Source organism: uncultured Allobosea sp. (genome assembly GCF_945956895.1).
In the GTDB taxonomy this organism is placed as follows: domain Bacteria; phylum Pseudomonadota; class Alphaproteobacteria; order Rhizobiales; family Beijerinckiaceae; genus Allobosea.
Genome location: NZ_CAMFJF010000007.1, coordinates 21,120 through 40,712 on the forward strand (window position 1 = coordinate 21,120; position 19,593 = coordinate 40,712).

Annotated in this window: 15 protein-coding genes and 1 tRNA gene; 9 read left to right on the top strand and 7 right to left on the bottom strand. The window is 68.1% G+C overall.

The genetic code is table 11. The features are described from left to right. Nucleotides 1-26 precede the first annotated feature (26 nt). Nucleotides 27-575: a hypothetical protein gene (locus tag Q0Q02_RS06320; RefSeq protein WP_293807832.1), complete on the top strand. Its 549-nt coding sequence runs from the start codon at nt 27-29 to the stop codon at nt 573-575. A gap of 33 nt (nt 576-608) precedes the next feature. Continuing rightward, nucleotides 609-1,991 (top strand): type VI secretion system-associated FHA domain protein TagH, encoded by a 1,383-nt coding sequence (gene tagH / locus Q0Q02_RS06325; protein WP_293807834.1) that lies wholly within the window; start codon nt 609-611, stop codon nt 1,989-1,991. 151 nt (nt 1,992-2,142) lie between these two features. Here the strand turns inward: tagH and Q0Q02_RS06330 are convergent, their stop codons facing one another. The 3 genes from Q0Q02_RS06330 to Q0Q02_RS06340 form a co-directional block, all read right to left on the bottom strand. Next, on the bottom strand, nt 2,143-2,496 hold the full coding sequence (locus Q0Q02_RS06330; RefSeq protein WP_293807836.1) for a RidA family protein: 354 nt from the start codon (nt 2,494-2,496) through the stop codon (nt 2,143-2,145). 59 nt (nt 2,497-2,555) lie between these two features. After that, nucleotides 2,556-3,338 carry a hypothetical protein gene (locus Q0Q02_RS06335; protein WP_293807838.1) on the bottom strand — a complete coding sequence of 261 codons (783 nt, stop codon included), beginning with the start codon at nt 3,336-3,338 and terminating at the stop codon, nt 2,556-2,558. A 67-nt stretch (nt 3,339-3,405) separates the two neighbouring features. Further along, complete coding sequence (locus Q0Q02_RS06340; protein ID WP_293807840.1) at nt 3,406-3,972, bottom strand: PAAR domain-containing protein; 567 nt, start codon at nt 3,970-3,972, stop codon at nt 3,406-3,408. Nucleotides 3,973-4,084: 112 nt separating this feature from the next. On the opposite strand from Q0Q02_RS06340, the gene tssK reads away from it, so the two are divergent. From tssK to Q0Q02_RS06370, 6 genes are read left to right on the top strand one after another with little or no spacing between them, the layout of a single operon-like run. Continuing rightward, complete coding sequence (gene tssK, locus Q0Q02_RS06345; protein ID WP_293807842.1) at nt 4,085-5,422, top strand: type VI secretion system baseplate subunit TssK; 1,338 nt, start codon at nt 4,085-4,087, stop codon at nt 5,420-5,422. Then, nucleotides 5,419-6,867 carry a type VI secretion system protein TssL, long form gene (gene tssL / locus Q0Q02_RS06350; RefSeq protein WP_293807844.1) on the top strand — a complete coding sequence of 483 codons (1,449 nt, stop codon included), beginning with the start codon at nt 5,419-5,421 and terminating at the stop codon, nt 6,865-6,867. Before tssK ends, tssL begins: the two co-directional genes overlap by 4 nt. A gap of 11 nt (nt 6,868-6,878) precedes the next feature. Then, nucleotides 6,879-10,508, top strand: coding sequence for a type VI secretion system membrane subunit TssM (gene tssM, locus Q0Q02_RS06355; RefSeq protein ID WP_293807846.1), 3,630 nt, complete (start codon nt 6,879-6,881; stop codon nt 10,506-10,508). 3 nt (nt 10,509-10,511) lie between these two features. Beyond that, the gene (gene tagF / locus Q0Q02_RS06360; protein WP_293807848.1) at nt 10,512-11,219 is read left to right on the top strand and encodes a type VI secretion system-associated protein TagF; all 708 of its coding nucleotides are present in this window, start codon (nt 10,512-10,514) and stop codon (nt 11,217-11,219) included. A 10-nt stretch (nt 11,220-11,229) separates the two neighbouring features. Next, the gene (locus tag Q0Q02_RS06365) at nt 11,230-12,039 is read left to right on the top strand and encodes a protein phosphatase 2C domain-containing protein (protein ID WP_293807850.1); all 810 of its coding nucleotides are present in this window, start codon (nt 11,230-11,232) and stop codon (nt 12,037-12,039) included. Then, the gene (locus tag Q0Q02_RS06370) at nt 12,036-14,186 is read left to right on the top strand and encodes a serine/threonine-protein kinase (protein ID WP_293807852.1); all 2,151 of its coding nucleotides are present in this window, start codon (nt 12,036-12,038) and stop codon (nt 14,184-14,186) included. Before Q0Q02_RS06365 ends, Q0Q02_RS06370 begins: the two co-directional genes overlap by 4 nt. A gap of 276 nt (nt 14,187-14,462) precedes the next feature. On the opposite strand, the gene Q0Q02_RS06375 is transcribed toward Q0Q02_RS06370, so the two are convergent. From Q0Q02_RS06375 to Q0Q02_RS06385, 3 genes are all read right to left on the bottom strand, one after another. Continuing rightward, a complete protein-coding gene (locus Q0Q02_RS06375; RefSeq protein WP_293807854.1) occupies nt 14,463-14,741 on the bottom strand; it encodes a hypothetical protein in 279 nt (92 codons plus the stop codon). A 69-nt stretch (nt 14,742-14,810) separates the two neighbouring features. Further along, nucleotides 14,811-16,601 carry a transglycosylase SLT domain-containing protein gene (locus Q0Q02_RS06380; RefSeq protein WP_293807856.1) on the bottom strand — a complete coding sequence of 597 codons (1,791 nt, stop codon included), beginning with the start codon at nt 16,599-16,601 and terminating at the stop codon, nt 14,811-14,813. 66 nt (nt 16,602-16,667) lie between these two features. Further along, the gene (locus Q0Q02_RS06385) at nt 16,668-18,221 is read right to left on the bottom strand and encodes a class I SAM-dependent methyltransferase (protein WP_293807858.1); all 1,554 of its coding nucleotides are present in this window, start codon (nt 18,219-18,221) and stop codon (nt 16,668-16,670) included. A gap of 230 nt (nt 18,222-18,451) precedes the next feature. Between Q0Q02_RS06385 and Q0Q02_RS06390 the strand changes: the two genes are divergently transcribed. Next, nucleotides 18,452-18,525 (top strand) — tRNA-Gly (locus Q0Q02_RS06390). A 186-nt stretch (nt 18,526-18,711) separates the two neighbouring features. On the opposite strand, the gene Q0Q02_RS06395 is transcribed toward Q0Q02_RS06390, so the two are convergent. Beyond that, nucleotides 18,712-19,584 carry an ABC transporter permease gene (locus Q0Q02_RS06395; protein ID WP_293808056.1) on the bottom strand — a complete coding sequence of 291 codons (873 nt, stop codon included), beginning with the start codon at nt 19,582-19,584 and terminating at the stop codon, nt 18,712-18,714. Nucleotides 19,585-19,593 lie beyond the last annotated feature (9 nt).

The window sequence follows — 19,593 nt, forward strand, 5'->3', positions numbered from 1 at the left end:
TCAGCGACAGAACGGCCGGAGCCTCCATGTCACGCCTGCGCTTCAGCACCGCCCGCGAAGTGTTCGAGACCTATCCCGCGGCCCGTCAGGCCGTCACGATGGTGCCGGCCACGGAGCCGCCGCTGACCTTCCTGGCCCGCCTGGTCCGGGGCCCGGCGCCGACGGAAGCTGCGAGCTTCTGCGCCTTCCTCTTGCCGCGGCGCGAGACGGTCTGGTGGGCGCTCCAGGCGGTACGATCGATGCAACTGCCCGGCACGCAGGATCCCGGCCTCGCCGCGGCCGAGGCCTGGGTGCGCGAGCCCGGTGACCGCACCCGCTTCGAGGCGCTGCGGCAGGCCCAGGCCGGCGACAGCGCGCAGCCCGGCACCTTCGTCGCCTGGGCGGCCGGCTATTCCGGCGGCAGCATGTCGGAAAGCCATCCCATCCCGACGCCGTCGGACCTCACCGCCAAGATGGCCCGCATCGCGGTGCTTAACGCGATCAACCGCCTGCCGGCGCGCGAGCGCGAAGGCGCATTGCGCGCCTGCGTCGAAGCATGCATTCGTTTGGCTGAAGACGATGCCGGCAAGCGCTGATCCTTCCGCTCAGGCCGTAACGGGACGTCCGCGATGGCGCTGACACTGACGATCGAGAACCAGACCTCCCTGCCCGATGGCGGCCCGCTCAGCGTGACCACCAGCGGCGGGCGCGGACTTGATATCGGGCGCGACCAGCATCTCGACTGGGCGCTGCCCGATCCCTCGCGCGCCGTCTCAGGCCGTCATTGCGAAATCCGCTTCAGTGATGGCGCCTGGTGGCTGCGCGACATCTCGACCAACGGCACCTTCGTCAATGGCGGCGAGCATCGCGTGCAGTCGCCCTACCGGCTCCAGAACGGCGACAGGCTCGAGATCGGCCATTACATCATAGCCGTCGCTATCGACGACGAAGCCGGGCAGGCCTCGAGCGCAGCCGCCCCGCCGCCTCCCTACGCCGCCCAGCCGGAATCATTGTGGGCGCCGAGCGAGGAAGCCGCGCCGCCGATCCCGCGCCGCGACCTGATGCCGCCGAGCCATGCCAGGCCGGTCCATGCCGGCTTCATCGACTGGGCGGCCGATATCCCGCCCCCGAGCGCCGAGCCGCCACCGCCGGCACGGGACTGGTCGCCCCCTCCCGCTCGCACCGACGAATTCGCCTGGGCGCCGCTCCAGCCGCAGCCCCTCCCACCGGAGGAGCCGGTCGCGCCTATCCCGACGCCACGCCGCCCGCCTGCGAGCAGCCCGGCCGGCGCCAGCCCATGGGACGAGCCGGCCGAGGATGCGGTTCCGCCCGAGGCCCCGGCCGCACCACTTCCCGCATCAGCGCCGGCCTTCGCGCCGCCGCCTTTCCCGGCTGGGCCGGCCGCGCCGCAACCCAACGCGCCTGCGCCGATCTCGATGGGCGAGTTCATGCAGCGCTTCGCCAAGGGCGCCGGCGTTTCGCCGCAGGCGTTGGCGACGCAGGACCCGGGCGCCTTCGCCGAGCAGCTCGGCGGCCTGATGCGCCTGATCGCCGAAGAGCTGAAGGGCCTGCTCGCCGCCCGCGCCGAGACCAAGCGCATCGCTCGCAGCACCAGCCAGACGATGATCCAGGCGCAAGACAACAACCCGCTGAAATTCTCGCCGACGGTCGACGACGCGCTGCAACTGATCTTCGGCCAGCCGCGCAGCGGCTATCTCGACGCCAAGCGCGCCTTCGACGAAAGCTTTCGCGATCTCAAGGCGCACCAGATCAAGACCTACTCGGCCATGCAGCACGCGCTGAAGATGCTGGTCGAAGACCTCGATCCGCAGGCCATCGCCGAGGCGACGGCGCAGGACGGTGGCCTCGGCGGCCTGATCGGCTCGCGCAAGGCCAAGATGTGGGAGGCCTATGTCGCCCGCTGGGATGCCAAGACCGCCCCTTACGAGAACGGCCTCGTCGACGCCTTCATGATCTATTTCGCCGAGTGCTACGACCGCGGCGGGAAGTGACCCGACAGGCCCTCTCCGATGTCATCCCGGACAAGCGGCGAAGCCGCGCTGATCCGGGATCCATGCCGGAACATTTATCGGAGAGGTTCAGGCATGGATTCCGGGTCTCCGCTTCGCTCCGCCCGGAATGACGCGGTCGGGTCGATAGCGATCACCCCTTCGCCGCGACCGCCGTGATCTCGATGGCATAGCCGGGCGAGGCCAGCTTGGCCTCGACGGTCGCACGAGCCGGGGCGTGGCCCTTGGCGACCCACTTGTCCCAGACCGCGTTCATCTCGCCGATCTTGGCGATGTCGGTCAGGAAGATCTGGACGCTGAGGATGCGCTCCTTGCGGCTGCCGGCCTGCGCCAGCGTGTCTTCCAGCAGCGCCAGAACCTCTTCGGTCTGCTCCGTCAGCGAGGCGCCCTCGGTCTTCTCGGCAACGTGGCCGGCGAGGAAGATGATGCCGTTGAAGATGGCGGCGTCGCAGTAGCGGGCGGCCAGTCCGATGCGTTCGATGGTCATAGGCTTGCATCCTGTCGCGGGAGGGAAAGCTCCCGCTTGGCCTGCCAGCCCTTGCCTGGTCAAGCCAGAGGCAGCGCCAGGATCTCGCGGATCGCCTGCAATTTGAGCTGGCGCGGCAGCTCGTCCATCGCGACCTTGTAATAGCCGAGGATGCTGAGCTGCTCGTAGGTCGCCCAGATCGAGTCGTCCTCGAAGGCGGCCATCCGCTCCTCGAAATTCAGGATCATGCCGTATTCCAGGCCGACACCGCGCTCGATCGGCGGCGGGGTCGGCTTGCTGCGCTTCTGCGCCTCGGCCGCGGCGAAGGCGGCGAGCGCACCGGGTGTCCAGACCTGCTCATAGGCAGCGACAATATCGGCGGGAGCCTCTCCCTTCCCCATCAGCACCCGGCGGCAGGCATCGGCGAAGGCATCGGTCAGCCCGTTCGCCTCGGCAGCGGAATCGGCCTTGTTGTAGTCGGCCCGCAATGGCTCGACATAGGCGAAGAGGTTTTCGAGTTGCCGCGCCGCCGGCCCCGCCAGGAACAGCCAGGGAAAGGCGTCGTCGATCGAGAGCTGCCCCGGCAGCAGATGCGCCGCCTGCTCGCCGTCATCGGCCCGGAAGAACTGACGCACGGCTGCCGTGCAGCTCACATTGGGCACCGGCAGGATCGGGCGCTTGCGCCGGGCCGGGTCGCGGATCAGCGCCATGAAGCAGAGCGCCTCTGCGACGCGCCCGTTGCGGGCGAGCCCATGATTCTTCGCCCGCTGATGGTCCGAGGACAGGCGCTGCACCATCTTGTGGCGAAAGCGCTCGCTCTTCGCCTCTGCCCGGTCCGGAACCGTCCGCCTGCTCTTAGCCATCGCACCCCGCAGCGAGAAAACAATTCCAGATCAACGACTTCCGTCGCCTTCCTGAATCAATCTGCGATCAGCCACCGATGATCACGGTCGGCAGGCCCATGATAATCTTGTTCGGCGGGCCGAGGGCCTCCAGAATCGTGTCGCCCAGCCGGCAGGCCGGCAGGTTGTTGATCAGCACGGTCTGCGAACCGTCGATCACCACGCCCAGGCCGTGCGGCACCGGCGGCGGCACCGGCGTGAGGCAGTTGTGGATATCGGCCCCGCCGGAGGCGCCGGTGATCATCGAGCCCATGCTGGCGGAAACGGCGTTCTTCGTCGCGATCTCGGCGGCCAGGGCTGCAGGCGCACCGGGCGTCCCGGCTGCGGCCAGGGTCGCCGCTTCCGCCGCCTGCACCGTCGCATCGGCCGCGGCCTTCGCGGATTGGATCGCGGCAGCGGCAGCGGCCGGCACGCCGCGCCAGGCCAACATCCCGCCGATCACCACATTCGCGCTGCCCGGCCCGGGCTGGAGCATGCCCGGCAGCGGATGCAGCACCGGGTCCATGATGCGCGCTGCCGGTCCCTTGGGCATCGACGCCTCCTGCTCGAACGGATTCGTTCCTCGATGACTGCCGCGAAAATCGCGCCACCGCATCCTTCAAGTCAATGACGGCGGCTCTCACCCGGCGCGCTAGCATTCGTTTGGTGACGCTTGGGTAGGACCCGTATAAGCTCGCCCAGCCTGCCTTCGAGTGAGCGAGACCGGAATGTCGTGGTACAGCAAGGTCGTCTGGTCGGAAGGACTGTTTCTCAGGCCGCATCACTTCCAGCAGAGCGATCGCTATCTCGAAAACCTGCTGGAAAGCCGCGTCAGGACTATCTCGCCCTATCCATGGGGCTTCTCGGTGCTGGAGATCGACCGCGACCTGGCCCAGCAGAGCCGCATCGGCCTGCGCCGCGCCGTGGGCGTGATGCCGGACGGCACGCCCTTCGCATTGCCTGACAACAGCCCACTCCCTGCGGCCATCGAAGTGCCGGAGAATGCTGCCGGCCAGATCGTCTGGCTCTCGTTGCCGCTCGCCGCCGCCAATACGCGGGAGGTCGAGGACACGCTGAACGGCTCGGCCAGCCGCTATGTCCCGGCGAACGAGATGCTGATCGATTCCACCGCTTCCCTGCGGACGGAGGAAGAGATCGACGTCGCCCATCCGCGCCTGACGCTGGAGCTGCGCAAGACCTCGAAGGCCGGCTATGTCGGCCTCGCGCTCGGCCGCATCCTCGAAGTGCGCGACCGCGCCGTGCTCTTCGACGAGAAGTTCGCCCCGCCGGTGCTGGTCTGCTCGGCCTATCCGGTGATCGAGGGCTGGCTCGACCGCGTCATCGGCTGGATCGACAACAAGCTGGAGGAGCTTGCCCGCTACGCCGCCGATCCGACGGCCGGCGGCGGCCTGCAGAGCGCCGACTATTTCGTGCTCCAGCTCCTCAACCGCAATATCCCGGTGCTGAAGCACATGCGCCGCTCGCGCTTCATCCATCCCGAGCGGCTGTTCACGACCTTCCTCGCGCTGGCCGGCGAGCTTGCAACCTTCACCACGGCCGAGCGTCGCGCCCGCGACTACCCGGCCTATGATCACGACGACCTGGAGAACTGCTTCGCCCCCGTCGTGCGCGACATCCAGGATTACCTCTCGGCCAATCTCGGCCGCCGGGCGATCCGGCTCGAGATCGTCGAGCGCGCGCAGAACGCCTTCATGTCGACGATCCGCGACCGCAGCCTCGTGCGCAACGCCACGCTGGTGCTGGAAGTCGCGGCCCGCCGGCCATTGACCGAGATCCAGGCGCAGTTCCCGCAGCTCTTCAAGGTCGGCCCCAACACCAAGATGAACGAGATCGTCCATGCCCATCTGCCGGGCATCAATCTCGTCCATCTGCCGACGCCACCGCCGCAGATCCGCGCGCTCACGGATCATGTATACTTCTATCTCGACCGCACCTCGCCGCTCTGGCCCGAATTCAGCACGGCAAGTTCGATCGGCATGCATTTTTCCGGTGACTGGCCCGATCTCGAGCTCGAGCTCTGGGCCGTTCTGGAGGGCAGGCGATGAGCGATCCGGGTTCGCCCTCAGATCCGTTCGGCCGCTCCGAGCGGACGATCATCAGGCCGAACCCCGGCGGGCGCCGCGCGCCCCTGCCGCCCGCTCCCGCCGCGCCAACCCCAGGCGCCCCGCAGGCGCCCCAGCCCTATCAGCCGCCGCAAGCACCCTCGCCCGGCGTGCCCGGCACCGGCGACGAATGGATGTCGCAGCCGGCGCCGGTCCCTCAGCGGCCGCAAGCCCCGCCGCCTCCGGCCAGTGGCGGCCAGGCCCTGCCACGCCGCGACCAACTGCTGACGCCGAACGCGAACCCGCTGCTGCGCGCCGCCGGCCCGCTCCTGCTCCTGCTCGGGCGGATGCGCGCCAATCTCTCCAACGCGCCCTTCGCCCAGCTTCTCGGCCAGGTCGGCGATTCCATCGAGGCCTTCGAGCATGAGGTCCGCGCCGCCGGCGTTCCGGCCGAAACCGCCCAGACCGCGAAATACGTCATCGCCGCGACCGCCGACGACATCGTCCAGAACATCCCCGGCGACGACCGCCATGTCTGGACCCAGTACAGCATGCTCTCGCGCTTCTTCGGCGAGCGCATCGGCGGCGTGCGCTTCTTCGAGATGCTCGACAAGGCCAAGGCAGACCCGTCGGTCAATTACGACCTGCTGGAACTGATGCATGCCTGCCTGGCGCTGGGCTTCCAGGGCATTCACCGCACCTCCGCCGGCGGCGCCAACAATCTCCAGATGATCCAGCGCAACCTGTTCGAGACGCTCCGCAGGGTGAAGCAGCCTGATCCCGAGCTGTCGCCGCGCTGGCGCGGGCAGGCAATCGCGCAGGCGCTCGCCGGCTTCAAGATCCCGGTCTGGTCGGTGGCCGCGATCGCGGCCGTCGCCCTGCTCGGGGTTTATTTCGTTTTCCGCGCCCTGCTCGCCGGCAATGCCGAGGCGGCCTCGACCGCCCTACTCTCGGTCCACCCCAAGGGCGAGATCGGCATCATGCGCAAGGTATTTTCGGCCCCGCCGCCGCCTCCCCCGCCTCCCCCGCAGCCGCCGAAGGTCTGCGCCGCCGTGCAGCCGCCGATCGTCTGCCTGGTGACGCCGAACGTCGTCATCGTCCGCCTCGTCGGCATCACCCTGTTCGAGCCTGGCCAGGCCGCCGTGCGCGCCGAGTTCCAGCCGCTGATCGAGCGCATCGCCGCCGTGCTGGAGAAGGAAGGCGGCGCGATCAAGGTCGTCGGCCATACCGACAATGTGCCAATCCGCACCGCCCGCTTCCCGTCCAATGTTGAGCTGTCGCAAGCCCGCGCCAAGGCGGTCGGCGATGGCCTGAAGGCCAAGCTCAGCAAGCCGGACCGGATCAGCTTCGAGGGCAAGGGCGCCGACACGCCGATCGCGCCCAACAACACCGCCGATGGACGCGCCCAGAACCGGCGCGTCGAGATCTTGATCCAGCGTCAGAACTAGGAGGCAGGACGATGAATCTCGCCACCTGGCTCCGTATCGTGGCCATCCTGATCGGCGCGCTCGCGCTCGCCGCGCTGATCTGGTTCGGCGGCCCCTTCGTCGCCTTCGGCGAGGTCCGGCCGTTCGAGTCTTTCTGGGTGCGCTTAGCCGTCGCCGTGCTTCTCTTGGTCGGCGCGTTCGTCTGGATCGGCCTCATCGTCATCCGCCGCCGCAAGGCGACGGCAGCGCTGACCGAGGCACTCGAAAAGGAAGAGTCGACCGGCGACGGCGCCGCGCTCTCCAGCGCGATGAAGGACGCTCTCGCGACGCTGAAGAGCGCCCGCGGCAAGGGCGGCGACTATCTCTACGACCTGCCCTGGTACGTCATCATCGGCCCGCCCGGCGCCGGCAAGACCACGGCGCTGGTCAATTCCGGCCTGAAATTCCCGCTGGCGCGCGGCGCGACACCGGCCGCCGTCGCCGGCTCCGGCGGCACGCGCTATTGCGACTGGTGGTTCGCCGAGGACGCGGTGCTGATCGACACCGCCGGGCGCTACACCACGCAGGACACCGACACCAAGGCTGAGAAATCGAGCTGGTTTGCTTTCCTCGACCTGCTCAAGACCAACCGCCCGCGCCAACCCATCAACGGCGTTCTCGTCGCGATCAGCGTCGAGGATCTACTGACTTCCTCGCCTGAGGAGATCGCGGCCCATGCCGACGCGATCCGCGCCCGCCTGCTCGAGCTGCACGAGCGATTGAAGGTCGATTTCCCGGTCTATGCCGTCTTCACCAAAGCCGACCTGATCGCCGGCTTCAACGAGTTCTTCGGCCAGTTGACCGAACCGCAGCGGCGCATGGTCTGGGGCCACACCTTCCAGACCGCCGACAAGACCCGCAACATGATCGGCGACGTGCCGCCGGAATACGATGCGCTGATCGAGCGGCTGAACGAGCGCCTGCCCGACCGTTTGCAGGACGAGCACAACCCGACCGCGCGCGCCCAGATCTTCGGCTTCCCCAGCCAGATGGCGACGCTGAAGCGCTCCATCGTCGATTTCCTGACCCGCGTCTTCGAGCCGACGCGCTACCACGCCAATGCGACCTTGCGCGGCTTCTACTTCACCTCGGGCACGCAGGAAGGCACGCCGATCGATCAATTGATCGGCGCGCTCTCGCGCAATTTCGGATCCGACCATGCCGGCTCAGCCGCCTTTTCCGGCAAGGGCAAGAGCTATTTCCTGACCGAGCTGGTCCAGAAGGTCGTGATCGGCGAATCTGGCTGGGTCTCGACCGATCTAGGAGCTGCCCGCCGCTCGACGGCCTTGCGCATCGCCGGCTTCGCTACGGTCGCGCTCCTGTCACTCGCCGCGCTCGGCCTGTGGTGGACGAGCTTCTCTCGCAACAGCGACCTGATCACCGCGACCAATTACGGGCTCTCGGACTATCGCAGCGCCGCCGCGCCCGTGCTGCAGGAGACCACGGTCTCCGACCGCAATTTCAGCCGCATCCTGCCGCTGCTGCACAAGCTCCGGAACATGCCGGCCGGCTACGCCACACAGGCCGAGCCGACGCCGACGCTCGCGACCTTCGGGCTCAGCCAGCGCGAACGCCTGCAGAACGCGACCGAGATCACCTATCAGCAGGCGCTGGAGCGGATGCTGCGCCCGCGCATCATCTTCCGGCTGGAGGAGCAGCTCGAGCAGCAGGCCAACAATCCCGGCTTCGTCTACGAAGCGCTCAAAGTCTACATGATGATCGGCGGCCAGGCGAAGCTCGACCGCGACCTCGTGACGTCCTGGATGCGGCTGGACTGGGCCGAGAACCTCTTCCCCGGCCCGGCCAATGCCAAGGGCCGCGAAGCGCTGGAGGAGCACCTCGCCGCCATGCTCGACCTCGACGAGGGCGACACCGAGCCGATGGTCAAGCTCAACCAGTCGCTGATCGAGCAGAGCCAGCGCACGCTGCGCCGCCTCAGCATCGCCGAGCGCGCCTATGAGTTGCTGCGCACGCAGTCTCGCAGCGACAGCGCCAAGGACTGGGTCGTCTCGCAGCGCGGCGGCTCGGATGTGCGCCTGGTCTTCGAGGGTGTCACCGGCGAGGATCTCGACCAAATTCGCGTGCCTTATTTCTACACCTATGACGGCTTCCAGAGTGCCTTCATCGGCCGGCTCGGCGATATCGGCGACCGGATCGAGAAGGAGCGCTGGGTACTGGGCGAGAATGTCGACCAGCAGGCGATCACCGCCCAGTACGCGACGCTGTTCCAGGATCTGATGAAGCTCTACAGCCGCGACTATGTCGCGACCTGGCAGAAGACGCTGAAGCGGCTGAAGCTGCGCCCCCTCAACGCCGACAAGCCGCGCTATGTCGCGCTCAGCGCCATCTCGGCCGCGACTTCGCCGTTCAAGCAGGTGCTCGAAACCCTGCGCGACGAGACGCAGCTCACCAAGGAGCGCCCGAACGCCAAGAAGGCCGTCGCGCAGACCGCCGCCAAGAACGTGGCGCAGACGCTGGACGAGCGCGCCAGCCAGGCGCTCGGCCGGCTCGGCACCAACCTGCCGATGGCCTCGGCCGGCGTCGACCGCGTGCTCGCGGGCGGCAACGACGTCTCGCTCGGCGCCGATATCGAAGCACAGTTCAAGCCCTATCACATCCTCGTCGACGGCGATCTCGGCCGCCGGCCCGTCGACCAGCTCCTCCAGACCTTCTCGGAGATCAACCAGAACCTCGCCATCGCCGCGACCAATCCAGCCCAGTCAGCTGCCGCAAACGCAGCGCTCGTACCGCTGATCGCGACCTTGCGCGCCAATTCCTCGCGCTACCCCGCCCCCTTCGACGGCATGATCGTCCAGGCGGTCAACGATTTCGAGGGCGATGCCACCGGCGCAACCGTCGCGCTGCTGCGGCAGGCTCTGGCCGAGCAGATCACCGGCGTCTGCAACGAGATCGTCACCAACCGCTACCCCTTCACCAAGGCGAGCGCCCGCGACGTGCCGCTCGCCGATTTCGCCCGGCTCTTCGCGCCCGGCCAGATCATGGACAAGTTCTACAAGGAACGGCTGGAGCCCTTCGTCGACACCTCCAAGCCGCAATGGAGCTGGCGCGTCGACAGCCGCGTGGCGCGCGCGCTCTCGCCGACGACGCTGCGCGAGTTCCAGCGCGCCAGCGAGATCAAGGAGGCCTTCTTCCCGACCGGCGGCAACCTGCCCTCCTTCCAGATGGTGGTGACGCCGACCGCGCTCTCGGCCGATGCGTCCACCGCGAAGCTGGAGATCAACGGTTTCACCGTGACGAGCCAGCAGGGCGTCAACACGCCGGCCCCGGTGATGTGGCCGGGTGGCGGCGTCGGCAAGACGGCAGTGACGCTGACGCTCGGCGGCGGCAGCAGCAATTCCGGCGGCATGTTCAGCGGCGGCTTCTTCTCCTCGGGCTCGCAGGGCGGCGGCGCGCAGGGCGAGGCCAAGCTCTTCGAGAAGGACGGCACCTGGTCCTTCTTCCGCCTGCTCGATGCCGGCTCGGTGCTGAAGCAGGGCGACAATGTCGGCTTCACCCTGAGCGCGGGTGGCCGGCAGGTCGGCTATTCCTTTGGCGTCGGCTCGCTCAAGAATCCCCTGATCCTGCCGGCTCTGCGGGAAATCCGCTGCCCCTCCGGGATCTGAGTCTTGAGCTGCGGCCTCTTCGGCAAGCTCCCGGCCAAGCGCGACTTCATCGCGCTGAACGCTCCCTCCGGCTTCCTCGCGGTCTATGAGAAGTGGCTGCAGGGCGGCCTGACCGCGAGCCGGCTCGAACTCGGCAATCGCTGGCAGGAGGCCTATCTCAACGCGCCGATCTGGCGCTTCTGGCTGGGCGGAGCGCATGGCGGGCAGACGGTCGCCGGCGCCTTCATGCCCTCCGTCGACGGCGTCGGCCGCTATTTCCCGCTCTCCGTCTTTGCCGCCGCAAGCCCGGGCGCCGCGATTCCACCGCCCGAGCTCGACCCGCAGGACAAGTGGTTCGAGGCGATCGAGGATTTCCTGTTGGAGGCGCTGGAGCCGCAGGCGAGCTACGAGGCCGTGGCGCAGCGCCTGGCCGCCCTACCCATCCCCAACGACCACCATCTCGCCGCCCCGCCTCGGGACATGGTCCGGCTCGCCGACGGCACCATCGTCAGCGCCGCGATCTCATCCGGCTTCCCCGAGCGGCTGGCGGCCTTGCGCGTCGAAGACCATGCCCGCGCCTATGCCCATGCGTGCTATCTTTGGACCGTGGGCGGCCCGAATTTCGAGCCGCTAGCCTTGACCGGCCATGCCTTGCCCGATCCCTATCTCTTCGCCGGCCTGCTCACCGGCCGCTTCGACGGCCATCTCGCGCCCGAGCGCGCCGGATCATGAGGGCGATGCCATGAACGACGCCCCGCGCCGGAATGCCGGTTTCGAGACCGGCTGCATCAGCCATACCGGCAAGGTCCGGAAGGCCAACGAGGACAATTTCATCCTGCGGCCGGAAATCGGCCTCTGGGCCGTCGCCGACGGCATGGGCGGGCATGAGAACGGCGCGCTCGCCAGCGCGACCGTCGTCGCGGCGCTGGAAGCGGTCGGCGCCGCCGGCTCCGCACCGGACCTGCTCGCCATGCTGGAAGCCGGCGTGCTCAAGGCCAACGAAGACCTGCGCGCCGAGATCGACCGGCGCGGCGCCACCATGGGCGCGACGCTGGTCTGCCTCCTGATCCACCAGCGCCATTTCGCCTGCCTCTGGTCCGGCGACAGCCGCATCTACCTGATCCGCAGCGGCCGGATCGTGCAGGTCACGCGCGACCATACCGAGGTCCAGGACATGGTCGATCGCGGGCTGATGACGCCGGACGAGGCGAAGCGCTCGCCGCGCCGGCACATCATCACCCATGCGATCGGCGTGCACGAGACGCCGGAACTCGATCTCGAAAACGGCGAGATCGCCGATGGCGACGCCTTCCTGCTCTGCTCGGACGGGCTGACCGAGCATGTTGCCGACGCCGAGATCCTGTCAGCCGTCGAGGCCGGCGGCGCACAGGCAGCCTGCGACGCCCTGCTGGCGCTGACGCTGGAGCGCGGCGCGCGCGACAACGTCACCGTCGTGATCGTGCGCTATCGACAGGGCGCGAGCGAAAGGACACGCTGGATGCCGAACCGGTCGATGCGCGGAGTTACGACGCCAGGGAGTACCCCGTCATGAGCGACGACTCCGAACGCACCGTCTTCGCGCCCCGCGCCAATGCCCGCATCGGCACGAAGCTGAACGGCATCTACGAGATCGAGAGCCTGATCGCCGTCGGCGGCATGGGCGAGGTCTACAAGGGCCGCGCCATCCAGACCGGCGACGCCGTGGCGATCAAGATGATCCGCCCCGACATGGCGCGCGACGAAGCCGTGATCGCCCTGTTCCGGCGCGAGGCCGCGGCGCTGCACAACCTCTATAACGAGGCGATCGTCCGCTATTACGTCTTCGCCATCGACCCGGTGTCGGAGTCGCCCTATCTCGCAATGGAATTCGTCGACGGCCAGCCGCTCTCCGAGCGCCTCAAGGAACGGCCGCTGACGGTGGAAGAAGCCGACATCCTGCGCCAGCGCGTGGGCCCGGGCCTGCATGCCGCGCACCGGCTCGGCATCATCCACCGCGACATCTCGCCCGACAACATCATCCTGCCCGGCGGCGATCCCTCCCGCGCCAAGATCATCGACTTCGGCATCGCCCGCTCCAGCATCCTCGGCGAGGGCACCGTGATCGGCTCCGGTTTTGCCGGAAAATACAACTACGTCTCGCCGGAACAGCTCGGCCTCTATGGCGGCGAGGTTTCCGGCCGCTCGGACATGTACTCCTTCGCGCTGGTGCTGGCGCAGGCGCTGACCGGGCGTGCCATCGACATGGGCGGCTCCCAGGTCGACATCATCGACAAGCGCCGCCGCCTGCCCGATCTCTCGGGCGTCGATGCGCGGATTCGTCCCCTGCTGGCGCGCATGCTCGCGCCCGATCCGAAAGACCGCCCCGCCGACATGGCCGAGGTCGCAGCCTGGCAGGCACCCGCTTCGGGCAAGAAGGCGGCTGCGAAGGTGCCGCCCGGCAAGGCGCCTCCGGAAAAATCGGGGCGCTCATCGATGCCGCTCGTCGCCGGCATCGCCGCACTCGCCCTGCTGGCCGGCGGCGGCTTCTATGCCTGGACGATGCTGGGCGGAGGCAAGGCGGCAGGGGTCGTAACCAACGAAGCGCCTCTGCTTTCGGAACAACTCTCGACCAGCGCCCCCGCGACGGCTGCGAACGCCCCGCCAGCCCTGACCGAAGCGCCGGCGGCAAAAGCTCCATCGACCAGCGCCCCTCCGGCGGCCGTTGAAGCGCCGGCACGGCCATCCACGTCCGCGCCGCCGCCTTCCGTCGCTGAAAAACCTCCCGCTTCACAAAGCCCGCCCTCGCTGCCCCCAGCAGCACAGCCTCCGACCCAGCAACCGCAGATGGGGCAACAGCAGCCATCGCGGCCGCAGCGGCCGTCCTCCGGCTCGCCGGGATCGCAGGTCGCCGTCAACGCCGAGCCACCCCAACAGCAGGCACCGGCGCGTCCGCCCGCCCCCGAACCCGTCAAGCCGCCCGCGGCCGTCGAGGTGAAGCCGCTGGAATTGCCGCCCGTTGCCGTCGTCATTCCGACGCCTCCGACAAGCCAAAGCGTTCCGCCGCCGCAGATCCCTGCCATGGTGCAGGAGCCCGAGCCGCGCACGCCGGCCGAGCGCATCGAGCGCTATGTCCGCGACTATGACGGCGGCTCCTGCTTCTTCCTCTGGCCTCTGGAAATCGGCGACCGCAAGGCGACGCTGGAAGGCTTCGGCAGTTCGTCCGCGCCCTTCGTCGCCTTCGACAGCGCCTTCAAGGCGGCGCAGGGCTTCGAGGCGCAGATCCATCTGCGGCCGATGACCGAGGCACAGTGCCCGATGGTCGATTTCCTGCGTCGGCCCGGCATCGGCATCGACCGCAGCCCGCGCATCCAGATCGGCGCCTTCAACATGAAGAGCGGCGAGATCCTCAACGGTTCGATCGAGGCCGGCGGCGGCCAGAATCTCGACGTCGTGCTGATCGGCGATGACGGCCTCGTCTACAACCTCGCGAATTTCTCGAAGCGCGAGGGCGGCAAGGTGATCTTCAACCTGAAGCTCGAATCGACCGGTGGCGCCGCCCGGCCGCAAACCGTGCTCGCGCTCGTGACGAAGGAGGCGCTGCCGGCGCTTTCAGGCCCAAATCCCTCGCCCGCGCGCGAATTCTTCGCCAATCTCAAGCTCGACCTGGCTCGCCAGACCGGCAAGCTCGGTTTGGGGATCAAGTATTTCCGGATCGAGTGAGGCCACGACCTCTTCCCTTCTCCCCTTGCGGGAGAAGGTGGCAGCGCAAAGCGCTGACGGATGAGGGGTCGCGCGACCTCTGTCATCATTGCGAGCCCCGGGTCTTGCGTTCGGCAAGCTCAACGACAGGCTCCGCGAAACAACCCAGGGGTGGCTGCGCTCTACGTTCCCTGGATCGCTTCGTCGCTTCGCTCCTCGCGATGACGGATAGCGTAGCGCGACCCCTCATCCGGCCCTTCGGGCCACCTTCTCCCGCAAGGGGAGAAGGGACGCCCCTCAATCCTCCCGATACAGCACACCCCACTCATCCTGCCAGACGCCGGCCTTGTCCTCGACCACGATCGGCGCCCGGATCTCGTTGGCGAGGCGGATCGCGGTGCGGAAGGCGTCCTTCGCCGCCAGTTCGTCGCTGACGAAATCATTGACCAGATGCCCGCCGGCGAGATCGGCTGGGCAGAGCACGCGCCCGAAGGCTTCTCCGCCGCGCTCCGACAGGCTGAGCGTGATCGCATCGGTCGGCGGTTCGTCGACCTGTTCGAAACGGTTGGCCGGCATGGGCTTTCTCCTTTCGCTGCTCCCCGGGGAGCGGATGGCTGCGAGCGGACACGCTCGCAGCGGCAGGCTTCACTTCTTCGGTTGCGGCCGGGCGATCCCGCCCCCTGCGCCGGGCCGGACCGCGCTGTAGCGATCGAGCCTGACCTTGATCATGTCGTTGAACTTCTTGTGGACCTCGGAGACCGAGAGCGTCTTCGTCTCGCCGCCGGCATCGGCATAGAAGATCGGGCGGTTGGCCTGGGCGGGCTTGGGCAGGAGCTCGGCCGCCTTCACGCCCGGCTGCTCCTCCATCGTCTCGATGAAGGTCTGCGCCGCGTCCGGGCCCAGGAAGTGGATCAGGTAGATCTCGCCGCCGGTGAGATGGCGCCCCAGCGCCCGCTCCAGCCTGAGCGTATCGCGCTTCAGCATCTCCGCCGCCAGCAGCGCCGAGATATAGGGCTCGCGCCGCATGTCGAGGATGCGCTGGCGCTGCGAACCATCGCTCACGACGAATTGCCGGCCGGACTTGCCGATCAGCTTCGCATCGGCGCCAAGCCCATGCTTCGCCCCGAACTCGTAGATCACGCCGAGCCAGGTCTGCTCGATGAACTGGTAGAGCCCGGTCGCCGAGGAGGTCTGCGCCTTCACCGCCGTCGAGAACGAGGATTCCTTGTCGGCCACCGCCATCAGCAGGGTCGGGTCGGCGCCGACGACCTTGCTGGCGCGCACGATGGTGTCGACGAGATGGCGGCGGATCTTGATCGGTCCGAAGGTCAGAACCTGATCGGGATCGCCACTGGAGATCTGTGGCGGCGGTTGCGGCGCGCCACTGGGCGAGACCGATCCTTGCAGCGCCCCGCCCTGCATCTTCGGCGGCACTAGCAAAATATTGGACGGCAGTTGCAATTGATTGACCGGAATCTGCTGGGTCGGCGCATCCTCCTGCGGTTTGATCGCCGCCAGCGAAGGATCGTTGTCGAGCGCGAACTGCGCTGCCTGCCGCGCGCCTTCCAGGTCCTGCTCGACCGAGGACAGGATCAGCGAGGGCCGGGCTGGCGCATCCTTCAGCGCCGGGGCTTCGACGGCCGCGACCTCGCTTCTCTGCTCGGACGTGGGCTCGTCCCGCTGCTGGAGCCGGGCATAGGCCAGTCCGAGCACCGCCGCCGCCACGCAGGCGACGCCTGCAGCCACGGCAGCGATTGCGCTGCGTCCGGAGGAGGCCTTCTTCGGCCGGGCATCGGGTGGTTCCGTGGCCTCTGCAGGCTTCGTGGGTGAGACACGCGGAGAAGCCAGCGGAGCGGCGGCCGCCGAAGAGGCTGGAGATGGGACGGGGGCGGTGGCAACCGGCCGTGCTGGAGCCGATCGCGGCGGTTCCGGTATCCGCTGTCGCACAGGTGGAGGCGCGACAGGAGCAAGTGCAGGGCGCGGAGGCGACGGGCTGGCGGCCACCGGCGCCGCGACCGCTTCCGGCTTCCCCGTCACGAGGCTCCGCAGCATCTCCAACCAGCCGGGATCGCCGCGCCCGGCGAGTGCCGTGAGATCATCGACGAGCCGCTGCGCGGTCAGTTGCGGCACGCTCGCCTCGCGCGCGATCATGCCGACAGCGCCCTTGCCCGACTGCTCCGACACCGTCTTCAGCGCGTAGAACCAGAGCTGCAGCGGCGTGCGCCGGCCTTCCAGCGGCGTCCCGGCGGCCGGGTGGATCATGTAGTGGCAATGCTGGCAGGCGAAGCCGCGCAGCTTCGGGCGTGACTCGAACTGCGCCGGCCGGCCGCAGGCGGGGCAATTCATGCTGGTCCCGCCATGGCGCAGGCGCATCAGCGCGGCGAGGCAAGCCTCCTCCGGAAACAGCGCCTGGAATTGCCGGAAGCGCTCGCTCATTCCGCTGGCCCGCGCCTCATGGTTTCCTGCCGTAAGGTTACGCCCCGCCGGATTGCTTCACAATCGTCACGCCCGCAGCAGCCCGAGGCGCGCGACATCCTTCAGATGCATCGCCACCTCCTCCGCCGTCGCCCGTTCCGGTAGGCCGGGCAGGCTGATGCCGGAGCGCCGGGTCTCGTCGAGGAAGGCGTTCATGTCGTCGAGCAGCATGCGCTGGTCGCGCGAGCCATCGAGCAGGCTGACGAATTTCCGCACGACGACACCGTCGAGCTGCACGGTGCGATGGCGGAGATCCGTGACCTCGGCGGAGGTAGAAGCCTGCCAGCGCGCGATCTCGCTGGCGGCCGGCTTCTCGCTGATCGCCGTCGTCAATGGCGGCGCTTCCAGCCTGATGTCGAGCAAGCCAGCCTTGAAGATCGCGATCAGGGCTTCGTCGAGCCTGCCGATCTCACGCGCGCGGTCCGGCCCGAGCTCGGCGGCAGCGTCGCGGCAGGCGCGCTCGACCAATTCGTCCCAGGCGATGCTCGCCGGCCAGATCGTGCTGAGGATCCCCAGCGCCGCCTTGCAGAGCGGCAGGTCCACGGCAAGCTGGATGCCTTCATCGAAGCTGAAGCGCTGCACGCCGGGCTTCTCATCGCCTTTCGCCGGTGCCTGCCGCGCATTCGCCGCGACATGATAGGGCTTGAGCGAGCCCGGCCGGACGCCACGCCTGAGTGAAACATCCGCCCGGCACAGCAGCGTCTCGCGAAAAGCCCGGCCGATCAGCAGGTCGAGCATCTGCTCGCGCAACGCCATCTGCTCCAGCGGGATCCGGTCGAGCATCTGCTGGGCCAGTCCCTTGGCGGCGCCGTACATGTTGGGGAACGAGGCCTCGGCCAGGAACTGCAGCCCATGCCGCTCGGCCGAAGACAGCACTTCATGCAGCGCGAAGGCGCGCGCGCCGGGATTGAGGTCGTCGTGATAGAGGACGTTGTCGGGCAGCTCCTCGATCTGCTTCAGCCTTTGCCGCAGCGCTGCGCCATGGAAACTGTCGGCATCGCTGGCCTCCGCAACGTCCTTCAGGGCGGCGCGGGCGACCCGCACCCGCTCGCGCGGCTCCTCGATATCGCGGACGGCGAACAGCATGACGTCCCGCGCGAGGTCGCGCAGCCGGCAACCGGGCAGTGCGTTGTAGCTGACATAGGCCACGCCTTGCGGCGCCAGCAACTCCCCGAACAGCGCGATGATCCGCTCGCGCACGATATCCGGCACCCAGGAATAGACGCCATGGGCAATGATGTAGTCGAAGCGGCCGATCTCCCCGGCAACCTGGAGAATGTCGCGCTGCTCGAAGGCAAGATTGGCCAGGCCAAGCTCCGCCGCATTGGCGCTCGCCTGCCGGATCGAATCGCCGCTGAGATCGATGCCGAGAAAGCGGCTGCCGGGATATTGCGCCGCCATCGGGATCAGGTTGCCGCCGCGCCCGCAACCGAGCTCGAGCACGCGCATCGCTGTCGGCAAGGCCGGGTTCATGCCGTGGAAATGGGCGATGGTGGCCAGCCGCGACGGATGAGTCTGCGAGAAGGCATGGCCGGGATAGGCCACCGCGTCATAGGGATTGATGGCTGAATTGCTCGTCATGGCCGCACCCGCCCGGCTCCGTCCCGTTCATTCGAACCGAAGCACTGCCTCGGCGCCTCATTCATATGAAGGAGCCACAGCCTGGCGCCACGCGAGCCGGACAGCCGCTTCCTGCCGGGCTTCGATCTCCCCGCCGAAGCCTGATGTCGGCCGTCAGCCAACATATGGTGCCGGGAGCGACGCCACGCCCCTTGACACCGGCCGGTGCGATGGGGAATTTGGCGCCCGATGCGGGTGTAGCTCAATGGTAGAGCAGCAGCCTTCCAAGCTGAATACCCGGGTTCGATTCCCGGTACCCGCTCCAAATCCCCCGAAATCTTCGAAGCGCGGCGGCGAGCCTGTACGAGCCGTGCCGGTGGCGCACCCCGCGAATTAGAGCAATTTTCGACCTGATTGAACCGCCAGGCCGTCATTGCGAGCGCGGCGGCGACGCAATGACGGTTCAGTCAGGGCGAAAACCGATCTGGAGAGCGGATTCGGTCGATCGGCGTCAGCGCGAGCGCGGATCGAGGGCGTCGCGCAGGCCGTCGCCGAGCAGGTTGAACGACAGCACCGTCGCGAAGATCGCGACACCGGGCCAGAGCGCCATCCAGGGCGCGTTGCTGAGGAAGCGCTGGGCCGAGTTCAGCATCGAGCCCCAGGACGGCGCCGGAGGCTGAAGGCCGAGGCCGAGGAAGGACATGCTCGCTTCCGCGATGATCGCCGTCGCGATCGTCAACGTCGCCTGGACCATGAGCTGCGGCAGGATGTTCGGCAGGACATGGCGCACCGCGACGCGCCATTTCGGATTGCCGACGGCCCTCGCCGCCTCGACATAGTCCTCGCCCTTGATCGACAGCACCTGGCCGCGCGTCAGGCGGATGAAGAACGGTGTGGCGGTGATGCCGATCGCCAGCATCGCATTCGTGAGGCTGGGCCCCAGAAAGGCCGCGAGCGCGATCGCAAGGATGAGGAACGGGCAAGCCAGCATGGCATCGGTGAAGCGGCTGATGAAGCCGTCGACGAGGCCGCCGAGAAAACCCGCCGCGAGCCCGAGCGGCACGCCGATCGCCATGGCGATGCCGACCGAGGTGAGGCCCGCCAGCAGCGAGGCCCGGGCGCCCCAGATGATGCGTGACAGCAGGTCCCGGCCGGCCTCGTCGGTGCCGAACCAATGCGCTGCGGAGGGAGCCTTGCGCACGGCGGTCCAGCTCTGGGCGGTCGGATCATAGGGCGCCAGCAGCGGCGCGAAGACCGCCACGAACACCATGAAGAGCACGACGGCGAGCCCGACCAGTGCGCTCTTGCGCTTCGACAGGCGCCGCCACAGGCGGCTCTGGAAGAAACTCGCCACGGGATTGGCCGAGGATTTGATATCCGTAATCGTCGACAC

Excerpts from the sequence above, each read along its gene's own strand:
- Q0Q02_RS06320 (WP_293807832.1), top strand. The coding sequence starts at position 27 with ATGTCACGCCTGCGCTTCAGCACCGCCCGCGAAGTGTTCGAGACCTAT.
- tagH (WP_293807834.1), top strand. The coding sequence starts at position 609 with ATGGCGCTGACACTGACGATCGAGAACCAGACCTCCCTGCCCGATGGC.
- Q0Q02_RS06330 (WP_293807836.1), bottom strand. The coding sequence starts at position 2,496 with ATGACCATCGAACGCATCGGACTGGCCGCCCGCTACTGCGACGCCGCC.
- Q0Q02_RS06335 (WP_293807838.1), bottom strand. The coding sequence starts at position 3,338 with ATGGCTAAGAGCAGGCGGACGGTTCCGGACCGGGCAGAGGCGAAGAGC.
- Q0Q02_RS06340 (WP_293807840.1), bottom strand. The coding sequence starts at position 3,972 with ATGCGGTGGCGCGATTTTCGCGGCAGTCATCGAGGAACGAATCCGTTC.
- tssK (WP_293807842.1), top strand. The coding sequence starts at position 4,085 with ATGTCGTGGTACAGCAAGGTCGTCTGGTCGGAAGGACTGTTTCTCAGG.
- tssL (WP_293807844.1), top strand. The coding sequence starts at position 5,419 with ATGAGCGATCCGGGTTCGCCCTCAGATCCGTTCGGCCGCTCCGAGCGG.
- tssM (WP_293807846.1), top strand. The coding sequence starts at position 6,879 with ATGAATCTCGCCACCTGGCTCCGTATCGTGGCCATCCTGATCGGCGCG.
- Q0Q02_RS06365 (WP_293807850.1), top strand. The coding sequence starts at position 11,230 with ATGAACGACGCCCCGCGCCGGAATGCCGGTTTCGAGACCGGCTGCATC.
- Q0Q02_RS06370 (WP_293807852.1), top strand. The coding sequence starts at position 12,036 with ATGAGCGACGACTCCGAACGCACCGTCTTCGCGCCCCGCGCCAATGCC.
- Q0Q02_RS06375 (WP_293807854.1), bottom strand. The coding sequence starts at position 14,741 with ATGCCGGCCAACCGTTTCGAACAGGTCGACGAACCGCCGACCGATGCG.
- Q0Q02_RS06380 (WP_293807856.1), bottom strand. The coding sequence starts at position 16,601 with ATGAGCGAGCGCTTCCGGCAATTCCAGGCGCTGTTTCCGGAGGAGGCT.
- Q0Q02_RS06385 (WP_293807858.1), bottom strand. The coding sequence starts at position 18,221 with ATGACGAGCAATTCAGCCATCAATCCCTATGACGCGGTGGCCTATCCC.